The organism is Nevskia sp. (genome assembly GCF_051860985.1).
GTDB lineage: Bacteria > Pseudomonadota > Gammaproteobacteria > Nevskiales > Nevskiaceae > Nevskia.
In genome coordinates this window covers 172,763-196,229 of the sequence record NZ_JBIMKV010000008.1, presented here as the reverse complement: position 1 = coordinate 196,229, position 23,467 = coordinate 172,763, and the positions used below count along the sequence as shown (strand labels likewise).

Annotated in this window: 24 protein-coding genes; 10 read left to right on the top strand and 14 right to left on the bottom strand. The window is 67.4% G+C overall.

The annotated features are described in order from the left end of the window. Positions 1–431: 431 nt before the first annotated feature. Entirely contained in the window at positions 432–1,640 is a 1,209-nt protein-coding gene (gene tyrS, locus ACTIGJ_RS10380) for a tyrosine--tRNA ligase (RefSeq protein ID WP_439640237.1), read from the bottom strand. Positions 1,641–1,699: 59 nt separating this feature from the next. On the opposite strand from tyrS, the gene ACTIGJ_RS10375 reads away from it, so the two are divergent. Both ACTIGJ_RS10375 and ACTIGJ_RS10370 read left to right on the top strand, forming a co-directional pair. Further along, positions 1,700–3,226 (top strand): M23 family metallopeptidase, encoded by a 1,527-nt coding sequence (locus ACTIGJ_RS10375; protein ID WP_439640236.1) that lies wholly within the window; start codon positions 1,700–1,702, stop codon positions 3,224–3,226. A 17-nt stretch (positions 3,227–3,243) separates the two neighbouring features. After that, the gene (locus ACTIGJ_RS10370; RefSeq protein ID WP_439640235.1) at positions 3,244–4,368 is read left to right on the top strand and encodes an anhydro-N-acetylmuramic acid kinase; all 1,125 of its coding nucleotides are present in this window, start codon (positions 3,244–3,246) and stop codon (positions 4,366–4,368) included. Between the two features lie 57 nt (positions 4,369–4,425). Here ACTIGJ_RS10370 and erpA read toward each other — a convergent pair whose 3' ends face one another. From erpA to argC, 4 genes are read right to left on the bottom strand one after another with little or no spacing between them, the layout of a single operon-like run. Next, entirely contained in the window at positions 4,426–4,785 is a 360-nt protein-coding gene (erpA, locus tag ACTIGJ_RS10365; protein WP_439640234.1) for an iron-sulfur cluster insertion protein ErpA, read from the bottom strand. Positions 4,786–4,805: 20 nt separating this feature from the next. Next, positions 4,806–5,258: a bactofilin family protein gene (locus ACTIGJ_RS10360; RefSeq protein WP_439640233.1), complete on the bottom strand. Its 453-nt coding sequence runs from the start codon at positions 5,256–5,258 to the stop codon at positions 4,806–4,808. Beyond that, positions 5,255–6,019, bottom strand: coding sequence for a DUF6776 family protein (locus ACTIGJ_RS10355; protein WP_439640232.1), 765 nt, complete (start codon positions 6,017–6,019; stop codon positions 5,255–5,257). The genes ACTIGJ_RS10360 and ACTIGJ_RS10355 overlap by 4 nt, the downstream gene beginning before the upstream one ends. After that, the gene (argC, locus tag ACTIGJ_RS10350; protein WP_439640231.1) at positions 6,019–7,050 is read right to left on the bottom strand and encodes an N-acetyl-gamma-glutamyl-phosphate reductase; all 1,032 of its coding nucleotides are present in this window, start codon (positions 7,048–7,050) and stop codon (positions 6,019–6,021) included. Before argC ends, ACTIGJ_RS10355 begins: the two co-directional genes overlap by 1 nt. A 77-nt stretch (positions 7,051–7,127) precedes the next feature. On the opposite strand from argC, the gene ACTIGJ_RS10345 reads away from it, so the two are divergent. Beyond that, positions 7,128–7,547, top strand: a complete 420-nt coding sequence (locus ACTIGJ_RS10345) for a CopD family protein (RefSeq protein ID WP_439640230.1) — start codon at positions 7,128–7,130, stop codon at positions 7,545–7,547. Between the two features lie 63 nt (positions 7,548–7,610). Here ACTIGJ_RS10345 and bfr read toward each other — a convergent pair whose 3' ends face one another. Then, entirely contained in the window at positions 7,611–8,093 is a 483-nt protein-coding gene (gene bfr / locus ACTIGJ_RS10340) for a bacterioferritin (protein ID WP_439640229.1), read from the bottom strand. 154 nt (positions 8,094–8,247) lie between these two features. Further along, on the bottom strand, positions 8,248–8,481 hold the full coding sequence (locus ACTIGJ_RS10335; RefSeq protein WP_439640228.1) for a (2Fe-2S)-binding protein: 234 nt from the start codon (positions 8,479–8,481) through the stop codon (positions 8,248–8,250). A 204-nt stretch (positions 8,482–8,685) separates the two neighbouring features. Between ACTIGJ_RS10335 and ACTIGJ_RS10330 the strand changes: the two genes are divergently transcribed. Further along, complete coding sequence (locus tag ACTIGJ_RS10330) at positions 8,686–10,866, top strand: TonB-dependent receptor family protein (protein WP_439640227.1); 2,181 nt, start codon at positions 8,686–8,688, stop codon at positions 10,864–10,866. Here ACTIGJ_RS10330 and ACTIGJ_RS10325 read toward each other — a convergent pair. After that, complete coding sequence (locus tag ACTIGJ_RS10325) at positions 10,860–11,393, bottom strand: RNA pyrophosphohydrolase (protein ID WP_439640226.1); 534 nt, start codon at positions 11,391–11,393, stop codon at positions 10,860–10,862. The genes ACTIGJ_RS10330 and ACTIGJ_RS10325 overlap by 7 nt on opposite strands. Positions 11,394–11,518: 125 nt before the next feature. Between ACTIGJ_RS10325 and ACTIGJ_RS10320 the strand changes: the two genes are divergently transcribed. Then, positions 11,519–12,172, top strand: a complete 654-nt coding sequence (locus ACTIGJ_RS10320; protein WP_439640225.1) for an HAD family hydrolase — start codon at positions 11,519–11,521, stop codon at positions 12,170–12,172. 5 nt (positions 12,173–12,177) lie between these two features. Here the strand turns inward: ACTIGJ_RS10320 and ACTIGJ_RS10315 are convergent, their stop codons facing one another. Beyond that, positions 12,178–12,879, bottom strand: a complete 702-nt coding sequence (locus ACTIGJ_RS10315; protein ID WP_439640224.1) for a pirin family protein — start codon at positions 12,877–12,879, stop codon at positions 12,178–12,180. Between the two features lie 134 nt (positions 12,880–13,013). Here ACTIGJ_RS10315 and ACTIGJ_RS10310 point away from each other — a divergent pair, with 134 nt between their 5' ends. Genes ACTIGJ_RS10310 through rsmB form a run of 3 tightly spaced genes read left to right on the top strand, consistent with a single transcriptional unit; the run spans position 13,014 to position 16,254 of the window. Then, positions 13,014–13,994 carry a pteridine-dependent deoxygenase gene (locus ACTIGJ_RS10310; protein WP_439640223.1) on the top strand — a complete coding sequence of 327 codons (981 nt, stop codon included), beginning with the start codon at positions 13,014–13,016 and terminating at the stop codon, positions 13,992–13,994. After that, positions 13,991–14,932, top strand: coding sequence for a methionyl-tRNA formyltransferase (gene fmt, locus ACTIGJ_RS10305; RefSeq protein ID WP_439640222.1), 942 nt, complete (start codon positions 13,991–13,993; stop codon positions 14,930–14,932). The genes ACTIGJ_RS10310 and fmt overlap by 4 nt, the downstream gene beginning before the upstream one ends. Then, positions 14,929–16,254, top strand: a complete 1,326-nt coding sequence (gene rsmB / locus ACTIGJ_RS10300; RefSeq protein ID WP_439640221.1) for a 16S rRNA (cytosine(967)-C(5))-methyltransferase RsmB — start codon at positions 14,929–14,931, stop codon at positions 16,252–16,254. Before fmt ends, rsmB begins: the two co-directional genes overlap by 4 nt. A gap of 7 nt (positions 16,255–16,261) precedes the next feature. Here rsmB and ACTIGJ_RS10295 read toward each other — a convergent pair whose 3' ends face one another. Genes ACTIGJ_RS10295 through ACTIGJ_RS10285 form a run of 3 tightly spaced genes read right to left on the bottom strand, consistent with a single transcriptional unit; the run spans position 16,262 to position 19,384 of the window. Continuing rightward, positions 16,262–17,275 (bottom strand): fumarylacetoacetate hydrolase family protein, encoded by a 1,014-nt coding sequence (locus ACTIGJ_RS10295; protein ID WP_439640220.1) that lies wholly within the window; start codon positions 17,273–17,275, stop codon positions 16,262–16,264. 43 nt (positions 17,276–17,318) lie between these two features. Continuing rightward, positions 17,319–18,686 carry an ATP-binding protein gene (locus tag ACTIGJ_RS10290; RefSeq protein WP_439640219.1) on the bottom strand — a complete coding sequence of 456 codons (1,368 nt, stop codon included), beginning with the start codon at positions 18,684–18,686 and terminating at the stop codon, positions 17,319–17,321. Next, a complete protein-coding gene (locus tag ACTIGJ_RS10285) occupies positions 18,683–19,384 on the bottom strand; it encodes a response regulator (RefSeq protein WP_439640218.1) in 702 nt (233 codons plus the stop codon). Before ACTIGJ_RS10285 ends, ACTIGJ_RS10290 begins: the two co-directional genes overlap by 4 nt. A 186-nt stretch (positions 19,385–19,570) precedes the next feature. On the opposite strand from ACTIGJ_RS10285, the gene ACTIGJ_RS10280 reads away from it, so the two are divergent. Further along, positions 19,571–20,110, top strand: coding sequence for a Spy/CpxP family protein refolding chaperone (locus ACTIGJ_RS10280; protein ID WP_439640217.1), 540 nt, complete (start codon positions 19,571–19,573; stop codon positions 20,108–20,110). A gap of 67 nt (positions 20,111–20,177) precedes the next feature. Here ACTIGJ_RS10280 and pip read toward each other — a convergent pair whose 3' ends face one another. Together pip and ACTIGJ_RS10270 are read right to left on the bottom strand one after the other, a co-directional pair. Next, a complete protein-coding gene (pip, locus tag ACTIGJ_RS10275) occupies positions 20,178–21,122 on the bottom strand; it encodes a prolyl aminopeptidase (protein ID WP_439640216.1) in 945 nt (314 codons plus the stop codon). A gap of 77 nt (positions 21,123–21,199) precedes the next feature. Further along, complete coding sequence (locus tag ACTIGJ_RS10270) at positions 21,200–21,640, bottom strand: hypothetical protein (protein ID WP_439640215.1); 441 nt, start codon at positions 21,638–21,640, stop codon at positions 21,200–21,202. 150 nt (positions 21,641–21,790) lie between these two features. Between ACTIGJ_RS10270 and ACTIGJ_RS10265 the strand changes: the two genes are divergently transcribed. Further along, positions 21,791–23,458: a LysM peptidoglycan-binding domain-containing protein gene (locus tag ACTIGJ_RS10265; protein WP_439640214.1), complete on the top strand. Its 1,668-nt coding sequence runs from the start codon at positions 21,791–21,793 to the stop codon at positions 23,456–23,458. Positions 23,459–23,467: the final 9 nt, after the last annotated feature.

The following is a 23,467-nucleotide window of genomic DNA, read 5'->3' as shown; positions in this document are numbered from 1 at the left end:
CCCCCGCTTCCCTCCCCCAAAGCCGGTAGCCGACTCAAGGGACGCGGAGTATAGATCCCTTTCTTGTGCAGTCAACATTTTTTTCGATTTTTCTCGAAGTCGTTCCGTGCGATACCCGTCTGACTTCCCAGTCCACAAATCAAATCGCCCCCTCGGCGTGGGCTAATGGGGCGTGGGTTCACGCAACCGGCGCAGGCATCCACCGTTCAAAACGAGAATCGGCTGCCAAAAATCCCTATCCGCATCTCACGTTGCCGAATCTTCATGACCCAAGATAGCCAGAACCTGATCCGCCCGCCTCAATGTGGGGCCGACCCATCGAGTAGCGGGTTGCTGAAATAGCGTCAGCACACCGAGGTTGTCTGCCGAGCCCCAACCGGTGGATAACGTCGTCTGCGGATTTCGTCCGCAATCGCAGCGCAGTCGGTCCTTCAGCTCTTTGCCGCGCTGATGGTCACGCGCGCGTACCGACGAGGGCCCACCTGCAGCAGGTAGGTCGCACCAGGACGAAGCGTCAGGGCGCGATCCTCGACGCGCTGCTGATCGACTCGCACCGCCTTCTGATCGATCATCCGATTGCCTTCGCCGTTGCTGCCGACAAGTCCCGCCTCCTTGAGGAGTGCGGCGAGCGACAGACCGGTCTCCGGGACCGTGATCACGACTTCAGGAATGTTCTCCGGTAGCTGGCCTTGCGCGAACTGCGCGATAAACGCGGCCCGGGCAGCCGGCCCGGCAGCAGCCCCGTGAAATCTCGCCACGATTTCCTCGCCCAGGGTGAGCTTGATGTCCCGCGGGTTGGCGCCGTCGGCCACAGCACGACGCAACTCGGCAATTTCCTGCAACGGCCGAAAGCTCAGCAGGTCGTAGTAGCGCCACATCAACGTGTCGGAAATCGACATGATCTTGCCGAGCATGTCGGCCGGGGAATCGTTCAGCGACACATAGTTGCCGAGCGATTTCGACATCTTCTGCACGCCGTCCAGCCCCTCGAGAATCGGCACCGTCATGATGCATTGCGGTCGTTGACCGTAACTCTGCTGCAACTGCCGGCCGACAAGCAGATTGAACTTCTGGTCCGTTCCGCCGAGTTCCACGTCCGCTTTCAAAGCGACCGAGTCGTAACCTTGCAGCAGCGGGTACAAAAACTCGTGAATCGCGATCGGCTGGTTGTCGCGGAAGCGTCTTGAGAAATCGTCGCGCTCCATCATCCGCGCGACCGTATGCTGAGCCGCGAGCTTCAAGATGCCTTCCGTACCGAGCGTGTCGAGCCAGCGGCTGTTGAACTCGATCGTGGTACGCGCAGGGTCAAGAATCTTGAAAGCCTGTTCCTTGTAGGTCAGCGCATTTTCTTCGACCTGCTCGCGGGTCAGCGGCTTGCGTGTTTCGTTCTTACCGGTCGGATCGCCGATCATCCCGGTGAAGTCGCCGATCAGGAAGATTGCTTCGTGGCCAGCTTCCTGGAATGCACGAAGCCGGTTCAGCAGCAATGTATGGCCGAGATGCAGGTCCTTGGCGGTAGGATCAAAACCGGCCTTGATGCGGAGCCTCTGACCGCTGCTGGCCGCCTTTTCAAGCCGTGCGCGCAGCTCTGCCTGCGGGATGATCTCCTCGGTGCCGCGTTCGATCTCTTCGATATTCACTACTGTCTCGCTGCACCGACGTCATCACGGCGCGAAATTTGCGGATACGGACCACGAAAATGAATTCGCATGGTCAGGATCACGTGAAAAATTGCCAACGGTCAGTTTTTATGTTTTGTTACGGCCTTCCGGATCCGCAAACCAACGAAAACAGGAAGCGATCCTTTGCCAGCGCGTACTGCACGCGCCTCAATTCGTGGGTTTTTATGTCAGGCAATTATAGCTCCGCAGCAGGAGCCCGGAATTCCTCGCTGCGCAGGATCGGCGTCCTCGCCGCTTTCCTTGGTGTCGCCGCAGCTGCCGTCTTCGCATTCGCGCCGTTTTCGTCATCCCAGGACGAGGCAGACGTGTCGGCCATCAGCACCGCTACCGGCAGCACGCCCTTTGACTCTGCGCAGACCGGGAACAGCGGCAGCGCCGCACCGAATCCGATGTTCGAAGACATCATCCAGAACGCAGTCTCCGACGCGCTTGCCGTACCGGAACCTGCGGCGTGGACGCGGGTCCGCATCGAGCGCGGCCACAGTCTTTCGAACATCTTCGAGCAGGCCGGGCTGCCGCCGCAGGACTGGATGCTGATGACCCGCCTCGGCGGCGACAGCGCGCTTCTGAAGAAGCTCAAGGTGGGTGATGTCCTGAACCTGCGCATCGTATCCGGCCGCCTCGAAGAGCTGACCTACGCGATCGACGAAACACGCACGCTGAGCGTGCGCCGTCGCGGCGTCGGCTACGAGTCGACGACGCTCACCGCAGAACTCGAGCACCGGCAGGCCGAAAGCGTGGGGCAGATTCGCAGCTCGCTGTTCGCCGATGGCCGCAAGGCCGGCCTTTCGAACCGCATGATTCTCGAATTCGCCGACATCTTCGGCTACGACATCGACTTCGCCCAGGATCTGCAGGAAGGCGATCGTTTCGTCGTGGTATACGACAACATCCTGAAGGACGGCCGCAAGCTTCGCGAAGGCGACATCCTCGCTGCGGAATTCACCAACCAGGGCAAGACCTACCGCGCCGTTCGCTATGTGGACGCCGAAGGTCGCGCCGGCTACTACACGCCGTCGGGCGAATCGCTGCGCAAGGCTTTCATCCGTACGCCCGTCGATTTCGTGCGCATCAGTTCCGGGTTCAACCTGCAGCGGCGCCATCCGATCCTCAACATCATCCGCGCCCACAAGGGTGTCGATTACGCGGCCGCCACCGGCACGCCAGTGCACGCCACTGGCGATGGCAAGATCGAGTTCCTCGGACAGAAAGGCGGCTACGGCAACGTGATCGTGGTTCGTCACAGCGGCAACAACCAGACGCTGTACGCCCATCTGTCGCGCTTCAAGCCGGGAATCAAGGCCGGAGCCCGGGTTCGTCAGGGCCAGATCATCGGTTTTGTCGGTTCCAGCGGCCTGGCCACTGCGCCGCATCTGCATTACGAGTTCCTCGTCAACGGTCTGCATAAGAACCCGATGACCGTCACGCTGCCACGCGCCGTTCCGCTGACCTCGCAGAGTCTGGTGCAATTCCGCGCGATGACAGCGCCGCTGGTAGCCCGGATCAACGCGCTGACCGATCACAACGTCGCGCTGTCCCGCTAGAACTGCGGGCTGGCCTGATGCCGGAGACTGCAGCCGAGCGGTACGTCGGGCTGATGTCGGGCACGAGCCTCGACGGCATTGATGGTGTCATCGTCGAGTTCGACGGAGATCGCTTCGCGGCGCTGGTCGGCCAGCTTCACCATCCCTACCCGGCGCCCCTGCGTCGACGGCTGCTCGAGATTTCGATCGACCAGCCAGCCATCATGCTTCGCGAGTTCACTGCACTCGACGTGGCGATCGGCCAGGCCTTTGCCGATGCTGCGGTCGCGCTGCTGGATCACTGCCGCGTCGATCCATCGACGATCAAGGCCATCGGCAGCCATGGTCAGACGATGTTCCATGACGGTGCCGCCGGCCAGACGCTGCAGATGGGTGACGCCAGCCGGATCGTCGCCGCTACCGGCATTGCAACGGTTGCCGACTTCCGTCGCCTGGATGTCGCACTCGGCGGCCAGGGCGCGCCGCTGGTGCCAGCCTTTCATCACGCGCTGTTCTCGCACGCCACGGAGGCGCGTTGCGCGCTGAACCTCGGCGGCATCGCGAACATCACCGTCCTGCCCGCCGGCGGCAACGATGCGGTGATCGGATTCGATACCGGACCTGCCAACGGCTTGATGGACGAGTGGACCCAGCGCTGCACTGGCCAGCCCTACGACGAAGGCGGTGTTTTCGCGGCGCGGGGCATTCCGGATGAAGCGCTGCTCGCGGCGCTGCTGGCCGATCCGTACTTCGCGCTCCCCGCGCCGAAAAGCACCGGCCGCGATTACTTCCGGCTCGGCTGGGCGCTGCAACGCTACCCGGCCCTGCTGCAGCTGAAGCCTGAGGATGTACAGGCCAGCCTCGCGCAGCTCACGGTACGCAGCATCGTGACCGCCGTTCGCGCGGCGCAGACCGAGACTGCACGGCTGATCGTCTGTGGTGGTGGCGCACGGAATGTCCACTTGCTGGAACAGCTGGCCGAAGCCTTGCCGGAGGTCGCCATCGACACCAGCGCCGCCTGCGGACTGGCGCCCGACGTGATCGAAGCCACCGCGTTTGCGTGGCTGGCGATGCGCCGTCTGCGCGGCCTGCCCGGCAACCTGCCCAGTGTCACCGGCGCCCGGCGTGCGGTCCCGCTCGGTTCGGTGCTGCTGGGAGCCTGAAGAGCCAGGCCGATGCCGCCTTGCATCGCGGCACCCGCCTCAAGGGTCTGAGATCGGTCAGACCGAGAACGACGAGCCGCAACCGCAGGTCGTCGTGGCGTTTGGATTGCGGATCACGAACTGCGCGCCGTCGACATCGTCCTTGTAGTCGATCTCCGCGCCGCTCAGGTACTGCAGGCTCATCGGGTCGACCAGCAGTGTCACGCCGCCGTTCTCGACCGACAGATCGCCGTCTTCCAGGTTCTCGTCGAACGTGAAACCGTACTTGAAGCCCGAGCAGCCGCCGCCGGTGACGAACACGCGCAGCTTCAGCGCCGGATTGTTCTCGTCTTCCAGCAACTCGCGCACCTTGTTGGCGGCCGCTGTGGTGAACACCACTTCGGATTCAGCAGTTGCCAGCACATCGTTGCCGTCCATCGTCAACCTCCAGTGAGACTTCAGCCCAGCTTGCCGCGGCGCGCGTCCTGAATGTCGAGTACCGCCGACTCGGAGCGCGTTGACGCAGCCGGTGCACCCGTATCGTGCACCAATTGCCCGTTGATGGTGGCACCCGCCTCCATCTGCAAGGCCTTGTAGTGAACATCGCCGTTGACCCGGGCCTTGGCGTTCAGCACCAGCTTGTTGCTGGCGTGGACATTGCCGATCACCGAGCCATTGAGAATCACGTTCGGCACCCGGATATCGCCTTCGACCGCGCCAGCCTCGCTGACCGAAAAGGTGTTCGACGCTTCGCCGCCGGAGGCGGTCACGGCGCCCTTGATCCGGCCATCCAGATGCAGGCCACCGGAGAAGCGCACGTCGCCAAGGATTTCGGTGTGGCGGCCGATCAGTGAATCGACGGTCGCGTTCTTGCCGCCGCCCTCGGTGTCGCCGCGCAGGAATTTCCTCATGGCTCGTCGGTCTCCTGAAGGATCTTGGCCCACTCGTATTCGTCTTCGAGGCCCGGCCGGCCATCGCCGCTTGGCTGCACGCTGACGAGGATTCTCAGTGGCCGGAAGTCAGCGGGCAATCGCAGTTCGCCGCTGAACTCTTCGAAATACTTGAATGAAAATAACAGATTTCCGTCACCGTTCATGGCCACGTCGGACAGCTTCAGCCGCTGCTTCTGGCGGTTCCTGAGCCCTTCGATGACCACCTGCGCCTGCCCGCCGACACGCTTTTCGCTGCGCACCGGCTGGATCAGCACCAGGTCGTAGCGATAGGCATTGCGCGTCGTCTTCAGCGCGGTGATCCGGAATTCGTAGACCCGCACGCCGGCCTGCGATTCCTGCGGCGACACGATGCCGCGATAGAACGCCAGTTGCTCGCGCAGATCCGCCGATTCCGCCTGCAAGCGGCTCAGCGATTGCTTGACGGCGACACAGGCGTTGTCGTCGATCTGCTGCGAGCGGCTCAGGTAGGCGACCTGGTTGCGCAGGCTGTCGGCTTCCGCCTTCGCGACGCGCAATTCGCGCGTCAGCTGGCGGCGTTCATCGATCAGGCGATCACGCTCGCCGGTGGCGGCCTCGAAATCCGACACCGCCGACGCCCGAGAGTACCGGTACAGCCCGAACGCGCCGAGCAGCGACAGCGCGACGACGGCCGCGTAGAACGCCCGCCGCCGCGCCGGACGATCGGTGGTGACGACAACCCGATGCTGCGGATCCGCCATCAGGGCGACAGCGGCATGCCGTCGAGCGCCGTGCGCTCGTCGAAACCGAACATCAGGTTGAAGCACTGCACGGCCTGACCGGCCGCGCCCTTGACCAGATTGTCGATCGCCGACAGCACCACCACCGTGTCGCCGCCCTGCGGACGATGGACCGCGATCCGGCACAGGTTGGAGCCGCGCACCGACCGGGTTTCCGGATGGGCGCCGGCCGGCAGCACGTCGACGAACGGTTCATCGCGGTAGCGCGTCTCGAACAGCGCCTGCAGGTCGATGTCCCGGTTCAGCAGCCGGCCATACAGCGTGGCGTGAATGCCGCGGATCATCGGCGTCAGGTGCGGCACGAAGGTCAGCCGCACTGGGCCGGTCGAAGCCCGCGTCAGGCCCTGTTCGATTTCCGGCAGATGGCGGTGACCAGCCACACCGTAGGCCATCATCGTGTCAGCGCATTCAGCGAACAGCGAACCGACCTTGGCTTCGCGACCAGCGCCACTGACGCCGGACTTGCAGTCGGCGATCAGGGTCTGGGTGTCGATCAGGCCGCTTTCGATCAGCGGCAGGAAGCCGAGCTGCGTCGCGGTCGGATAGCAGCCGGCCGCAGCGACCAGGCGGGCGCCGCGAATCGCTTCGCGATTGACCTCCGGCAAGCCGTAGACCGCCTCTTCCAGCAGTTCCGGGCTGGCGTGATCGTGTGCGTACCAGCGCTTGAATACGGCGGCATCGCGGATGCGGAAATCGGCCGACAGGTCGACCACGCGAACACCGCGTGCGATCAGTGCCGGCGCCAGCTTCATCGAGGTCGCGTGCGGGGTGGCGAAGAAAACGGCCTGGCAGGCGGCCAGCGCATCGTCATCCGGCGCGGTGAAGCTCAGATCGACCCGCCCCCGCAGCTGCGGGAACCAGGCGTCGGCACGCTTGCCGGCCTCGGCGCGGGAGGTCAGCACCTTCAGGCGCACGCCTGGATGCACGGCCAGCAGCCGCAGCAATTCGGCGCCCGTATACCCGGTGCCGCCGACGATTCCGACTTCGATCACGTCCCACGCTCCTGACATCCCGCCATGCGGGCCGCGATGATACCGTGCGTTCCCGCCTTCAATTCCGGCCGTCGACCATGCTCTGGCTCAAGTCCTTCCACGTGATTTTCATGGTGTCGTGGTTCGCCGCGCTGTTCTACCTGCCGCGGCTGTTCGTCTATCACTGCGAGGTCACCGCCGAAGCCGAGCACGCCCGCTTCTGCGTGATGGAGCGAAAGCTCTACGGCATCGGTCTGATCGCGATGATCGGCACCTGGGTGTTCGCGATCGCGCTGCTGGTCGCCAACCCCGGCTATTTCCAGAGCGGCGGCTGGCTGCATCTGAAGATTCTGCTGGCGGTGATCCTGTCCGGCTACTACGGCTGGCTGAAAGGACTGATGCGCAAGTTCGCCGCGCGGCAGAACACCAAGAGCCACACGTTCTACCGGCTGATCAACGAGGTTCCAGCGCTGCTGCTGGTGGCGATGGTGATTCTCGTCATCGTCAAGCCGTTCTGAGCCGGCGACTGCAAAGAAAAAGCCCGCACTGGATGCGGGCTTTTTCTTTGCGAATCAGCAGCTTCAGCTCTCGCCGATCTCGCCCATCGCCGACTGCATGTAGTTCTGGATGCCGATCTTCTCGATCAGGCCGAGCTGCTCCTCGATCCAGTCGATGTGATGCTCCTCGCTTTCCTGGATCGCCACCAGCAGTTCACGGGTCACGTAATCCTTCACCGCTTCGCAGTGGGCGATCGCGTCGCGGTACAGCGGGTGCGCCTCGTATTCCAGCTTCAGGTCGCACTCAAGGATTTCCTTGACGTCCTCACCGATGTACAGCTTGCCGAGGTCCTGCAGGTTCGGCAGCCCGTTCAGGAACAGGATGCGCTTGATCAGCTTGTCGGCGTGCTTCATCTCGTCGATCGACTCGCCGTATTCGTACTTCTCCAGCTTCTTCAGCCCCCAGTTGCCGAAGATCCGGGCATGGAGGAAGTACTGGTTGACAGCCGTCAGCTCGTTCTTCAGCGCGAGATTCAGGAATTCAAGGACTTTGGCGTCGCCGCGCATGGTCGTAGGTCCGGTTGGGGGGCGGCGGAAGTATAGGCAGCCCGAACCAGATGAACAAGATTAACTTGTTGTTTTTGCTGTTCTTTTGAACGATTTTGCGTGTGATTCCCAATTACCGCCGAAGTGCCGGCGCCAGCGCCGGAAAGGCGCGGAATCAGCAGGCCAGCTGCGCGCCGCTCGGCAGGCCAAGCTCGGCGTGGATCGGCGACGCCGCCGGCAGTGCGGACAGCGCCTGAGCCAGCGTCGACCGCGCCGCCGGCACGCACTTGCCGCAGCAAGTGCCGAGTCCGGTTTCACGGCTGAGGTCGCGCAAAGAGATCACATCGCCCTGCTCGACCGAGCGGCGGATGGTCTTGTCGGAAACGGCCTTGCAGACGCAGATGATCATGGGATGAAACTTAAAGCTTAATGAGAATGATTGTCAATCGATATCGCATCGGATAACGTTTCGCACGCGTTCGACGGCGCGGAACCCTCTGCACTCGTTGATCGCCACAACAAGCGCACCCGGCCGGCATCGGCGGCGAGCGCATCCGGGGACATCCCTCGCGGCACCCCACCGGTGCCCGACCCATCTGAAGAGAGAGAAGACATGCAGAACGCTGGCTGGCTGGGGCTGGTCCTCGCCGTATCATCGACCGCGCTTGCCGAGCCGGCCGCCGAGACCAACAAGGAAGGCACGACAGCAGCGACTGCAGCTGCCACGACGGCCGAAAAGACCGAAACGCCGGTGGTGCTGAAAGCCGTGACCATCGTCGGCGAGCCGGACGACCTAGCCCGGACCGCCGGCTCGGCGCAGGTGCTCGATGCCGACACCTTGCGCGCCAGCCGCGTGTTCACCACCAACGAGGCGCTGCGCAAGCTGCCCGGTGTCAGCGTCCGCGACGAGGAAGGCTTTGGCCTGCGGCCGAACATCGGCATCCGCGGCCTGAACCCGACGCGTTCGACCAAGGTGCTGCTGCTCGAGGACGGCATCCCGCTCACCTACGGCGTCTACGGCGACAACGCCAGCTACTACCACCCGCCGATCGAACGCTTCGACCGCGTCGAAGTGCTGAAAGGCGCAGCCGTCAACCTCTACGGCCCGCAGACCATCGGCGGCGTCATCAACTACATCACGCCGATCCCGAGCAAGACGCTGACCGGCGGCCTGTCGCTGGCCGGCGGCAACCGCGACTACTTCGCCGGCCACGGCACCATCAGCCTCGATGGCCACCGCTTCGACTACGTCCGCAAGCAGTCGAACGGCGCCCGCGACAACACCGACCTGGCGATCGACGACGTCAACTACAAAGGCGTCATCGCGGTCACCGGGGATCACACGCTGATCGCCCGCGCCAACTACTACCGCGAGAATTCGCAGGTCAGCTATTCCGGCCTGACCGACGCCGAGTACCGCAACTTCGGCGCGCGCTACAACCCGTTCGAGAACGACTACTTCGACGCCTACCGCTGGGGCGCTTCGCTGACCGACGACTGGACCATCGGCCGCGCGCGCCTGACCACGAACGCCTATTTCGCGAACTTCGCACGCAACTGGTGGCGGCAAAGCTCGACGACCACCGACACCCAGTGCGGCAACGCCTTCCGCGATGCCCGCCTGGCCGGCAACGCGGTCGACTCGACAACCTGCAACTCGGTGCAGGGCCGCCTGCGCGACTACTACAACGCCGGCATCGAACCGCGCCTGACCCTGCCCTACACGGCGTTCGGTGTCGAACACGAACTGCAGACCGGCGTCCGCTACCACTTCGAGCGGCAGGACCGCCTGCAGGTCAACGGCAGTTCGCCGACGGCGCGCAGCGGCACCATCGTCGAGGACAACCAGCGCGATACCGACGCGATCAGCGGCTATGCGCAGAACGAGGTGAAGATCGGCGCGTTCACGTTCGCGCCCGGCGTCCGCGTCGAGCACGTCAACTACGAGCGCACCAACATCGTCACCGGTGCCGACGGCAAGGCCGACCTGACCCGCGTGCTCTACTCGTTCAGCAGTTCCTACGCCGTCAACGAGCGCACCACGCTCTACACCGGCATCCACAAGGGCTTCGCCCCGCCGCGCACCGAAGACATCGTCGACAACTCCGGCGTCGCGGTCGACGTCAACGCCGAATCGAGCATCAACTTCGAGGCCGGCGTCCGGGCCCGGCCGGTCAACGGCCTGCGCATCGAAGGCACCTACTTCCGCAACGACTTCAAGAACCAGATCGCGGTCGGCAACATCGCCGGCGGCAGCGTGCCGCTGGCGCAGGGCGAAACGCTGTACGAAGGCTTCGAACTGAGCAGCCGCGCCGACATCGGCAGCTGGCTGCCGGGCGCCCACAATCCGTTCGTCGAACTGGCCTGGACGGCGCTGCCGACCGCCGACCAGGAAACCGCGCTGACCCAGGTCAGCAACGGCGCCACCATTGCCGGCTCCGCGCCCGGCCGCCGACTGCCGTACGCCGCGCGCCACACGCTGACCTCGACGCTCGGCTACAGCCACAACGCCGGCTTCGAGGGACGGCTGGAAGCGGTCTACATCGGTCGGCAGTTCAGCGATTTCGCCAACACCGAAACGCCGGCCACCAACGGCAACGGGCAAGTCGGCAAGATCTCCGGCACCACGGTCTGGAATCTGGCGCTCAACTACTCCGCGCCGAACACCGGCTTCGGCGTGTTCTTCACGGTGAAGAATCTGTTCGACCAGGTGTACATCGTCGATCGCACCCGCGGCATCGTGCCCGGCGCCCCGAGGCTGGTGCAGGGCGGCGTCGAGTACCGCTACTACTGAGCCCGGAAACCCCGGTCAGCCGGCGTGGCGCGTGCCGTCACGGCCGGCTGCGCCGGCGCGCCGATCAGCGGCGCCAGTTCGCGCAACGCACCGAGATAGACCTCGCGCTTGAACGACACCACCTCACTCAGCGGGTGCCAGTAGTCCACCCAGCGCCAGTGATCGAATTCCGGCCGGTCGCAGCGGGTGAAGCAGACTTTCGATTCGCAGCCGGTCAGCCGCAGCAGGAACCACTTCTGCTTCTGGCCGATGCACACCGGTCGCCGGCCCCGGCGGATCAGCCGTGATGGCAGGCGATAGCTGAGCCAGCCGGACGTGACGCCGAGGCACTGCACATGCTGATGATTCAGGCCCAGTTCCTCTTCCAGCTCGCGGTACAGCGCCTGCTCCGGCGTTTCACCGAACTTGATCCCGCCCTGCGGAAACTGCCAGGCATCCTGACCGATCCGCTTGGCCCACAGCACGCGGCCATCGGGGTGCGTCAGGATGATCCCGACGTTCGGACGAAATCCATCGGCGTCAATCACTTGGAAGCACTTTTCAAGCGGATGTTCAGGCCCGGATTCTTTCACAGCGTTCGCGCCTGCGGCAAACTCGCCGCGCCCTCGCCCACCGGTTGCCGGGCGTGCCCTTCCGCTTCGCCCGATCGCCCATGAACCTCGCCGTCTTCGACCTCGACCACACCCTGCTCAACGGCGACAGCGACTACCTCTGGGGCCAGTACCTGGTCGAGCACGCACTGGTCGACCGCGACTACTACAGCCGCGAGAACCAGCGCTTCTACGACCAGTACGCCGCCGGCACGCTGGACATCCACGAGTTCGCGGCGTTCTCGCTGAAGCCGCTGACCCTGCACCCGCTGGCGACGATGGAAGCGCTGCGCCAGCGCTTCGTCGCCGAATGCATCGCGCCGATCGTGTCGCGCGATGCGCCGGCGCTGCTGGCCCGGCACCGCGAACAGGGTGACGAGCTGCTGATCACGACGGCGACCAACCGCTTCATCGTCGAGCCGATCGCCGCCCATCTCGGCGTGCGCCACCTGCTGGCCACCGAGCCGGAGCGCGACGGCGCGCGCTTCACTGGCCGCATCCGCCTGTCGAACTTCCGCGACGACAAGGTCACCAACCTCAAGGCCTGGCTGGCCGCCCACCCGGTCCGCTTCGAGCGCCTGTATGGCTACAGCGACTCGCGCAACGACCTGCCGCTGCTGGAATTCACCGATCTGCCGCACGCCGTCGACGCCGACCCGGTGCTGCGCGCCGAAGCCGAACGGCGCGGCTGGCCGGTGATCAGCCTGCGCGGCTGAGGCTCTCAGGCCGCGAGATCGAACAGCAGCAGTTCGGCGTCGGCCGTCGCGGTCAGCGCCAGCCGGCTTTCCTGGGTCAGCAGCGCGGCATCGCCGGCATTCAGCGGCTGATCGCCAAGCCGCACGGCGCCGCGGGCGACGTGCAGGTAGTGCTGCCGCTCGGCCCGCAGCGCGGTGCCGATCTGCTGCCCGGCCGACGGCCAGGCAATCGACAGCCGGGCGTCCTGCAGCAGCCGGAACGGCGCGCCCTCGCCTTCCGGCGCCGCCACCACGCTGAAGCCGGCTTTCAGCGCCGGAATGTCGAGCGCCTGCTGCTGGTAGCCGGGCGCGGCGCCGCGTACCGAAGGCTCGATCCAGATCTGCAGGAAGTGCACCGGCTTCACGCCATCGGCATTCATCTCGCTGTGGGCGATGCCGCGGCCGGCGGTCATCACCTGCAGTTCGCCGGGCTTCAGGTCCGAGCTGCCTCCGGTGGAATCCTTGTGCCGCAGCGCACCGCCGAGCACGTAGGTGATGATTTCCATGTCGCGATGCGAATGCGGCGGGAAACCGGCACCGCCAACCACGCGATCGTCGTTCAGCACCCGAAGCGCGCCGATGCCCATGTACGCCGGATCGTGCCAGCTGCCGAACGAGAAGCTGTGATGGCTGTCGAGCCAGCCGTGCTCGGCGAAACCACGGGTGTCGGCGGGGCGGAAGCTGATCATGAGGTCGGGCCTGATCCGGAGGTTCCGGGACTATAGAGGCCAGCGGCGGTCGGTCAATGGGTGACGCCCGCCTGCCGTGCTTGCACCCCGGTCGGCCCGTAAACTAGCGCCATTCAACGCCCCTGCCGAAGCCCTTGCCCAGCCAGCCCCTGCGCGCCGTCGACGCGCCACCGCCGATCCGCATCCGCTACTCGACCGATCCGGGCATCGCGCATCCGCAGCGGCTGGCGCATTTCGCCTGCCGCGCCGCTGGCGCTGAGGCGGCCGACGCAGCGCTGCCGCTGGCGCTGCCGGCCCACGGTGGCGGCACGGTCTGGGAACACTGGGACGCGGCCCGGCCGGTGCGGCACAGCAGCGCCTGCGGCGCGGCGATCGCCGAAGACGGCGAGTTGCTGTACGCCGAATGGGTGCTCGATGAAGCCGCGCACGGCGGCATCGAGGCGGCCGCCACGGCGGTCTACCGGCAGATCGCCGCGCTGCTGGCCGGCAGCGGCTATCCGCATCCGGTGAAGATCTGGCACTACCTGGGCGCGATCAACGACGGCGCCGGCGACGACGAACGCTACCGGCGCTTCTGCGTCGGCCGCGCCGCCGCGCTGGACCCCGGCCAGCCGCTGCCGGCAGCTACCGCCATCGGCCTGCAGACGCCCCCCGGGCAGCTCACCGTGTTCCTGCTCGCGGCCAGGGTCGCCGGCACGCGGATCGAGAACCCGCGCCAGGTGCCGGCCTACGAGTATCCGCGCGCCTACGGCCCGGTCAGCCCGAGCTTTTCCCGCGCCATGCTGATGCCCTGGGGCCAGCTGTTCGTGTCCGGCACGGCCGCGGTCGTCGGCCACGAGACCAGGCACCCGGAGAACACCGGCGCGCAGCTGCGCGAACTGGCGCTGAACCTCGACGCCCTGATTGCCCGCGCCGAAGGCATCGGCGGGCGGCGCCTGCAGGCAGCGGCGCTGAAGATCTACGTGCGCCGCGCCGGCGATCTGGCCGAAGTCGAAGCGCTGGCCGGCCGCCTGTTCCCGGCCGAATGTCCGCGCCTGACGGTGCTGGCCGACATCTCCCGCCGCGATCTGCTGGTCGAGGTCGAAGCGCTCTACGACCCGGTGCCCCGCGCATGAAACTGATCTTTGCCGGCACCCCGGCGTTCGCGGTGCCGGCACTGGATGCACTGCACGCCGCCGGCCACAGCATCCTCGCCGTGCTGAGCCAGCCGGATCGCCCGGCCGGCCGCGGCCAGAAGCTGACCGCCTCCCCGGTGGCGCAACGCGCCGAGGCGCTGGGCCTGCCGGTCCACAAGTTCCTGAAGCTCGATGCCGACGCGCGGGCGGTGCTGGCGGCGCTCGAACCCGAGATCATGGTCGTGGTCGCCTACGGCCTGATCCTGCCGCAGGCGGCACTCGACATCCCGAAGCACGGCTGTCTGAACATCCACGCGAGCCTTCTGCCGCGCTGGCGCGGCGCGGCGCCGATCGCCCGCGCGGTGGAAGCCGGCGACACGGAGACCGGCATCACCATCATGCAGATGGAGGCCGGGCTCGATACCGGGCCGATGCGGCTGATCGAGCGGGTGGCGATCGACAGCAGCACCACGGCCGCCAGCTTGCACGATGCGCTCTGCGCACTCGGCGGCCGGATGATCGTCGATGCGCTGGCACGGCTCGACGCCGGCACCTTACCGGCCACGGTGCAGCCGGAAGCCGGCGTCACTTACGCGAAAAAGCTCAGCAAGGACGAGGCACGCATCGACTGGACCCAGCCGGCCGACGTGATTGCCCGACGCATCCGCGCGTTCAACCCGGCGCCGGTCGCCTGGAGTGAACTGCCCTCGCCCGCCGGCAGCGACCGCGTGCGCTTCTGGAACGCCCGCGCGCTGCCACTGGCGCTGCCGGCGAACGCCGAGGCCGGCACGGTGATCGACACCGACAGCCAGGGCCTGCACATCGCCACCGGCAACGGCCGGCTGCTGGTCACCGAGCTGCAGCGCCCTGGCGGCAAGGCACTGCCGGCAGCCCTGGTCTGCCGGGACTGGAAACTCGACGGGCAGCGCTTCTCGTGACCGCCACCCAGCCGGCGCCGATCACCAATGTCCGCGCCGCTGCCGCGAAGGCGGTGGCAGCCGTGATGGGCGGACGCAACCTGGACGACGCGCTGGCCGCCGTCAGCGCGCCGCTGTCGGCCGCCGACCTGTCGCTGCTGAAAGCGATGGCCTACGGCGTGGTCCGCGAATACGCGGCGCTCGACTGGCGCATCCACCAGCTGATGGACAAGCCGCTGCGCAACGAGCCGCTGGTCGCGGCGCTGCTGGCCTGCGGCCTGTACCAGCTGCGCTCGATGCGGGTACCGCCGCACGCGGCGGTCGGCGAGACGGTGGCCGCCACCGAGGTGCTCGGCAAGCCCTGGGCGAAAGGCCTGACCAATGCGCTGCTGCGCCGCTACCAGCGCGAGGCTGACGCCATCGACGCGCGGCTGCCGCCGGACCCGGAGCTGCGCCAGTCGTATCCCGAGTGGCTGGTCCGGCAGCTGAAGCGCGACTGGCCGGCCAGCTGGCGCAGCGTGCTGGCCGCCGGCAACACGCAGGCGCCGATGACCTTGCGCGTCAATCGCCGGCGCGGCGATCGCGACGCCTACCTGAAGGCGCTCGACGCCGCCGGCATCGGCTACACCGTGCCGCGCGCCGCGGCCGATGCCGTGGTCCTCGCCGAACCGTTGCCGGTCGAGCAGATTCCCGGCTTCGCCGAAGGCCGGGTGTCGGTGCAGGACCTGAGCGCCCAGCTGGCCGCCGATCTCCTCGAAGCCGAACCCGGCATGCGCGTGCTCGATGCCTGCGCCGCGCCCGGCGGCAAGACCGCGCACCTGATCGAGCGCACGGAAGGCCTGGATGTCATCGCCATCGAATCGGAAGCCGCACGGCTCGGCCGTATCCGCGACACGCTGGGCCGGCTGCAGCTCGACGCGATGCTGATCCACCACGATGCCGCCGACACCGCCGGCTGGTGGAAGGGCAAGAAGTTCGACCGCATCCTGATCGACGCGCCGTGCTCCGGCACTGGCGTGATCCGCCGCCATCCGGACATCAAGTGGCTGCGCCGCGAAACCGACATCGCCGCGCTCGCCGCCCAGCAGCTGCGCCTGCTGCATGCGCTGTGGCCGCTGCTGAAGCCGGAAGGCGCGCTGCTGTACGCGACCTGCTCGATCCTCAAGGCTGAAGGCGAGGACATCGGCCGGGCGTTCATGGAAGCACAGCGCGAGGCCGTGGAGGAAGTCATCGAGCCCTCGCCGTACGGCCCCTGGGGGGAGGACTGCGGGCTCGGCCGGCGCATCGAACCGGGCGACCAGTTCGACGGCTTCTACTACCTGAAGCTGATCAAGGTGCCGTAGCGCCGGCCTACGGGAACGGCTGCACGACCTGTTCGATGGCGCCGAAGATCGACGCGCCATCGTCGTCGATCATCTCGATCCGCACCGTGTCGCCGTGCTTCAGGTACGGCGTCGACGGCTGGCCATCGCGCAGCGCTTCGAGGGTGCGCAGTTCCAGCAGGCAGGAATAGCCGACGCCGCCATCGGCGATCGTCGCGCCGAAGCCGCCATCGGCGCCGCGGTTCGACACCGTGCCGCTGCCGAGAATGCTGCCGGCCACCAGCGCGCGGGTCTTCGCCGCATGGGCGATCAGCTGCGGGAAGCCGAACACCATGTCGACGCCGGCCTGCGGCTGGCCGAGGCGCTGGCCGTTGAGGCTCGACAGCAGCGGCCGATGCACGCGCTGGCCGTCCCAGGCCGCGCCCAGCTCGTCCGGCGTGATCGCCACCGGGCTGAAGGCGCTCGACGGCTTGGAGTGGAAGAAGCCGAAGCCGCGCAGCAGCTCCGCCGGCATCAGCTCCCGCAGGGACACATCGTTGACCAGCATCAGCAGGCGGATCGTTTCACCGGCCGCTTCGGCGGCAATGCCCATCGGCACGTCGCCGGTGATCACCGCCAGCTCGGCTTCGAAATCGATGCCGTGCGCCTCGCTGGCTGCGGGAATCGGATCGCAGGGGGCCAGGAAACTGTCGGAGCCGCCCTGGTAGATCAGCGGTTCGGTCCAGAAATCCGGCGGCAGCTCGGCGCCCCGGGCGCGGCGCACCAGTTCGGCGTGGTTGACGTAGGCCGAGCCGTCGGCCCACTGGTAGGCGCGCGGCAGCGGCGACAGGCAGTCGGCCGGGTTGAAGGCCAGCGTGCCGGCGATGCGGCCCTCGTTCAGCTGGGCCGACAGCAGCGCCAGATCGGGCGCCACGGCGTCCCAGTCGTCGAGCGCTTCCTGCAGCGTCTTGATCTGCGGCACCGGGGCGGCGTGAGCCAGGTCGCGGCTGACCACGATCAGCCGGCCGTCGCGGCTACCATCACGCAAGGTCGCGAGTTTCATGATGTTTTTGCCTGTTCGGCGATTCCCGAAATGGGTGGTCTGGCTATTCTAGACCTGCCGTTGACAAGCCCGGGACGCGAACGGTGACGCGCAGCCCGCCGCCTTCGGCATTGACCACGACCAGCACGCCGCGATGGGCGCGGACGATGCGGTCGACGATCGCCAGCCCGAGTCCATGGCCGTCGGCGCGGCTGGCATTGGCCCCCCGGAAGAATGGCCGGCCGAGGTTGGCGAGATCGGCCTCCGGCACGCCGGGGCCGTGGTCGCGGATCACCAGGTCGATCGCGCCGGCCGCATCGCCGCCGGCCGGTTCGATCGCCACGTCGACCTGTCCGCCATCGCCGCTGAACTTGATGGCGTTCGACAGCAGGTTGTCGACCGCGCGTTCGATCAGGCTGCGGCTGCCGCTGAGCAGCGGCTGGACGGCCGCCGTCACGGCGAGGCCGATGCGCCGGGAATCGGCCTCGACCTGAAACGCCGCGACCCGCGCCTGCACCAGCGGCGCCAACGCGATCGGTTCCATCGTCATGCCCGGCAGCTCGGCTTCCATCCGCGACAGCGCCAGCGCCTCGCCGATGATCCGGTCGAGCCGGGTGATCTCGGCCTCGGCCCGCTCGAAGTGGGCGGCGGCCGCCACGCCCGGCGTGCGCCGCGCCAGGTCGAGCAGCAGGTGCAGCCGGGCCAGCGGCGAGCGCAGTTCGTGCGAGACGTCCTGCAGCACGCCGCGCTCGTGGGCGATCAGCGCCTCGATGCGCGCCGCCATGCGATCGAAATCGGCCGCCAGCCGGCCCAGTTCATCGTCGCGGCTGGCCCACGGTGCACCGACCCGCGCCGCCAGGTCGCCGGCCGTCATCCGCCGGGTGGCCTCGCCGATTGCGGCTACCGGACGGGCGATTGAGCGGGCCAGCCACCAGCCGAGCGCACCGATCACCAGCGCCGACAGGACGATCTGCACCAGCAGCAGGTGCTCGATGCGCGCATGCGGCGGGCGCGGTCCCCGGAAAGCGATCAGGTGGCGCTGGACGCCGTCGCTGCCGGTCACCGCTTCGGCGGCCACGATGGTGCCGGGACGCGGCCGCAGCACCACCGAATCGTCGCCCCGCAGCCGTTCGAGCACGCGCCGCGCGAACGGCGGCGGCAGCCGCTGCAACAGGTTGTTGCTGCCCTGGTAGAGCGTGGCGTCGATGCCGTCGCGCATCTGCCGTTCGTGCCAGTCGTCGAGCGCGGCGGCGCCGCCATCGAGCCAGGCGCGGCTGGCACCGGCGGCCAGTTCGGCCCAGTCCGGCTCGCCGCGATAGGCATGGCGAGCGAAGCGCTCGGTGACCAGCACGCTGACCAGCAGGGTGATGATGTTGGCGGCGACGAACCAGACCAGCAGGCGGGCGTAGAAGCCGAGCGTCGGGCGCTTCATCCGGGCAGCGCCACGATCAGCTGGTAGCCGGAACCGCGCACGGCATCGATGCCGGGCGAATTCGGCGAGGCCTCGGCCAGCTTGCGGCGCAGCCGGCTGATGTGGACATCGACGGCGCGGTCGAAGCGTTCGATCTCCCGCCCGAGCCCTTCGCGGGTCAGCACCGCCTTGTCGACCACCTGGCCCAGCCGCGTGCCAAGCGCCAGCAGCAGCGAGAACTCGGCGCCGGTCAGTTCCAGCTCGTGGCCGTCGAGGCTGGCGCGGCGGGTCAGCAGATCCAGGTGCAGGCCGCCGATGCTGATCGGCTCCGGGCTGCTGCCGGCGGCGGCCGGCGCACGCAGCCGGGCACGCACGCGGGCCAGCAGTTCGCGCGGCAGGCAGGGCTTGGCGAGGTAGTCGTCGGCGCCCAGTTCCAGACCGATCACCCGGTCCACCGGCTCGCCGCGCGCCGACAGCATGATCACCGGCAGCCCGTGCCGCTGGCGCAGCTCCTTGAGCGTTTCAAGGCCATCGCGCCCCGGCATCATCACGTCGAGGATCAGCAGGTCCGGGCGCGGCAGCGTCGCTGAGGCCAGGCGGTCGAGCGCGCTGGCGCCGTCGTGCACGGTTTCCACCGTGTAGGACTCGTGGCGCAGGTAGTCGGCCAGCAGATCGGCGAGGTCGCGATCGTCGTCGGCAATCAGGATGCGGCTGCTCATGGCGCTACTGTCCAAGCCGGCCGAAGGCAGCGCAAGCCGGCCGCTGCGGCTTTACCGAACTTAACGACCGCGCAACGCAACGTGACCGGCAGCGGGCGCTCAATGCTCGGGCAGGACGCGGCGAACGCCTTCCGACCATCGGCGACCGCCGCCACCGATCCCGAGGTTCCACCGGAGACAGATGCCATGAAGCTTGAAACCCGATCCACGTTGGCGGCGGCGCTGGCCGCCGGCTTTCTCATCGCCGTGCCGCATTTCGCGGCAGCGGAGGCGGGTGCGCCGCCGCCACCGGAACAGCGCGGCGAACCCGGCGAACGGCCGCTTCGCGACGGCCCGGGCCGCGGCCTTCATGGTCCACATGCCGGCGGGCCGTTCCTGAAGGCGCTGCGTTCGCTGGATCTCAGCGAGGCCCAGCGCAGCAGCGTCCGCACGGCGATCCAGGCGAGCATCGACGCCGAACGCAGCCAGCACGAAGCGACCCGCGAGCTGCGGCACAAGGTGCTGATCGCGACCCCGGACAGCGCCGGCTACGGCGCCCTGGTCAACCAGCTGACCGAAGCAGAGGCCAACGCCGCGCGCGACCGGGTACAGAAGGCGGCAGCCCTGAAGGGCGAGCTGTACGCGATGCTGACCGCGCCCCAGAAAGCCAAGCTGGCCGAGACGCTGAAGAACCTGCCGCCACCGCCGGCTCCGGGCGAACGCCCGGGCGGCAAGCCGCCGCGCTGAAAGCGCGGGCGAGCGGGTCGCAGCCTGCGGCCGGGTCCGGCAATCCGCCGGTCCGGTCGCAGGGACTTCACATCCGCGCGAAGCGGTCGGCAGCGTCGATCAGCCGCGACAGCGTGCCGTTCTCGCTGGCCGCGTGACCGGCATCGGACACCACCTGCAGATCGGCTTCCGGCCAGGCGCGGTGCAGATCCCAGGCCGATTTCATCGGGCAGACCACGTCGTAGCGGCCCTGCACGATCACGCCGGGGATCTGCTTCAGGCGGTGGGCGTCGTCCAGCAGCTGGTTCGGCCGCAGGAAGCCGTGGTTGACGAAGTAGTGGCATTCGATCCGCGCAAAGGCTTCGGCGAAATCGTCGCCGCCGTAGCGGGCGATCATGTCGGTCGACGGGATCAGCTTGGAGGTCGCGCCTTCCCAGATGCTCCAGCTCTTGGCTGCCTCGCGCCGCACCTCGGCGCGTTCGCTGGTCAGGCGGCGGTAGTAGGCCGCCACCAGATCGCCGCGTTCGGCGACCGGAATCGGCGCGATGTAGTGCTCCCAGGCATCCGGATAGATCCAGTTGCAGCCCTCCTGGTAGAACCAGCGGATCTCCTCGTCGCGGACCAGGAAGATGCCGCGCAGGATCAGGCCGAGGGTGTGCTGCGGATGGGTTTCGGCATAGGCCAGCGCCAAGGTCGAACCCCAGGAGCCGCCGAACACCACCCAGGCGTCGATGCCGAGGGTCGTGCGGATCAGCTCCATGTCGGCCACCAGATCCCAGGTGCTGTTCTCGCGCAGCTCAGCATACGGCGTGGAACGGCCGCAGCCGCGCTGGTCGAACAGCACGATGCGGTAGCGCTTCGGATCGAAGAACTGCCGATGCCAGGCCTCGCAGCCACCGCCGGGACCGCCGTGCACGAACACCACCGGCTTGCCCTGCGGATTGCCGCTTTCCTCGACGTAAATCTCGTGCAGGGCAGACACCTTCAGGCGTTGCGTGCGGTAGGGCTCGATCGGCGGGTATGGCTGGGCCATGAGGTCTCGTGGTTGGGTGCGAGTGAAGTGCATTTAGCTTAACCGAGTGGTTTCGCCTGCCCGGGATAGGGCAGACGTCAGGCGAGCGACTTCAGGAATCCCCAGAGCAGGATCGCGAAGCCGCCGATTTCGCCGATCGCCAGCGCCCACATGAAGCCGTGAATGGCCAGCGCCGGCAGCGTGCGGTGGCCCAGGCGATGCGGGCTGCGCAGCTGGTTGTCGGTGTCACGCAGCATCCCGTGCAGCACATAGCTGGCGATCGCCAGCGCGAAGAACAGCAGCGGCACGCCAACGGCCCAGCGGGTGCCGGCGGCATCGAGCGGCGAGTACGGCACGAACTCGCGCAGCAGCAGCGCGGAGAACGCGTACATCAGCGCCGTGCGGTGGGCGATGTCGACATAGACCGGCGCAGTGGCGGTCTCGCTGCCGGCAATGCAGCGGTACTTCCACCAGCCGGTCAGCAGAGCGGTCATGAAGAACAGGCCGGCGGCCAGCAGGCACAGGGTTTCGGCGGTCATGAAGGGTTCCGGGCAACAGCGGAAGGGGGAACAGCAGGGGCGGCGCTGGAACAATACTTGCGCGCGCCGATTGTCGTTCATTGTCGCTCGCGCGAGCGCTGCGCTAGCATCCGCCCGATCCGGCAACCCGCACCCCCGAGCACCGCCCGCATGACCAAGAAGCCCCTGATCCTCATCCTGCTGGCCGCGTTCTCGGGAGCGCCGTCGGCCGATGAGCTGGCCAGGGAGCTACCCGGCGCTGCGGCGGCCGCCGTCGTCGCCCCGCAGATCGAGACGGCCAACGACGACACAGCGTTCCCGACCCCGGCCGAGCTCAAGCCGCGCGTGGCGTTCTGGAAGAAGGTGTTCGCCGAATGGTCCGAACACAACAGCGTGCTGCACCCGAAAGGCGACCTGACCAAGGTGTTCCGGGTGCTCGACTTCCGCGCCGACGCGGCCGTGCTGGCCCCGAACGCGCTGGCCGCGAAGAAGAAGCGCGAGGAAAGCGAGGCGCGCAGCGAGGTCGAAGGCGCGTTGCGCTCGCTGCAGGCTCGGGTCGACAGCGGCCTGCCGATCAACCCGGACCTGCTACCGCCCGACGAGGCGAAGATCTACGCCGCCTACGCCAACAATCATGATCCGCAGCGCTTCGCCCGTGCGGCCGATGACCTGCGCTACCAGCGCGGCCTGCGCGAGCGCACCGGCAACGCGCTGGCGGTGTCCGGCCGCTACCTGCCGGAGATGGAGCGCATCTTCGCCAGCTACGGCCTGCCGACCCGGCTGACCCGGCTGCCGCTGGTGGAATCGAGCTTCAACGTCGAGGCCTACTCGAAGGCGGCGGCGGCCGGCCTGTGGCAGTTCATCCCGTCGTCGGCGCGCATCTACATGCGGCTGAACAATGTCGTCGACGACCGTCGCGATCCCTGGGCCTCCACCGATGCCGCCGCCCGCCACCTGCGCGATGACTACAACGCGCTCGGCAGCTGGCCGCTGGCGCTGACCGCCTACAACCACGGCCGCGCCGGCATCGCCAAAGGGCTGAAGGCGGTCGGCGGCACGACGCTGGTCGATCTGATCGAGCGCTATGACGCCAAGTCGTTCGGCTTCGCGTCGTCTAACTTCTACTCCGAATTCATCGCCGCCAGCGAGATCGAGCGCGACTACCGCCAGCACTACGGTGAGCTGCAGCGCGAACCGCAGCTGCACTTCGACACCGTGCAGGTCCCGGACTACGTGCCGTACGACACGTTGCGCAAGCTGGCCGGGGCCGACGACGAAGAGTTCCGCCGCCTGAATCCGGCCTATCGGCCAACGGTGGTCGACGGCAAGCTGCGGGTTCCGGCCGGTGACTGGATCCGTGTGCCAGCCGGCGCCCGCCAGCGCTTCGAGCAGGCCTACGCGACGCTGACGCCGGGCCAGCGCTACAGCGCGCAGGCGGTGACCACCGACATCCATGTGGTGAAGCGCGGCGATTCGCTGGCCCGCATCGCCAAGCGCTATGGCGTGTCGCAGCGCGAACTGCTGGCCGCCAACGATCTGGCCAGCGGCGCCAAGCTGAAGGCCGGCACCCGGCTGCAGGTCCCAATCCGCGAACGCGGCCCGGCGAGTGACGAGGTGCTGGTGGCCTCGGTCCGTGCCACCGAAGCGCGGCCGGTGCGCACGGCCGTGGCCAGCGCCAGCGCGGCCGAGCACCGTACCCACCGCGTGCGCTCCGGGCAGACGCTCGGCGCGATCGCGATGCGCTATAGCACCTCGATCAAGAAGATCCGTGAACTGAACGGCCTCGGCGAATCCGACGTGCTGCGCGCCGGCGCCACGATCAAGGTGCCGCGCAGCTGATCGACCGCC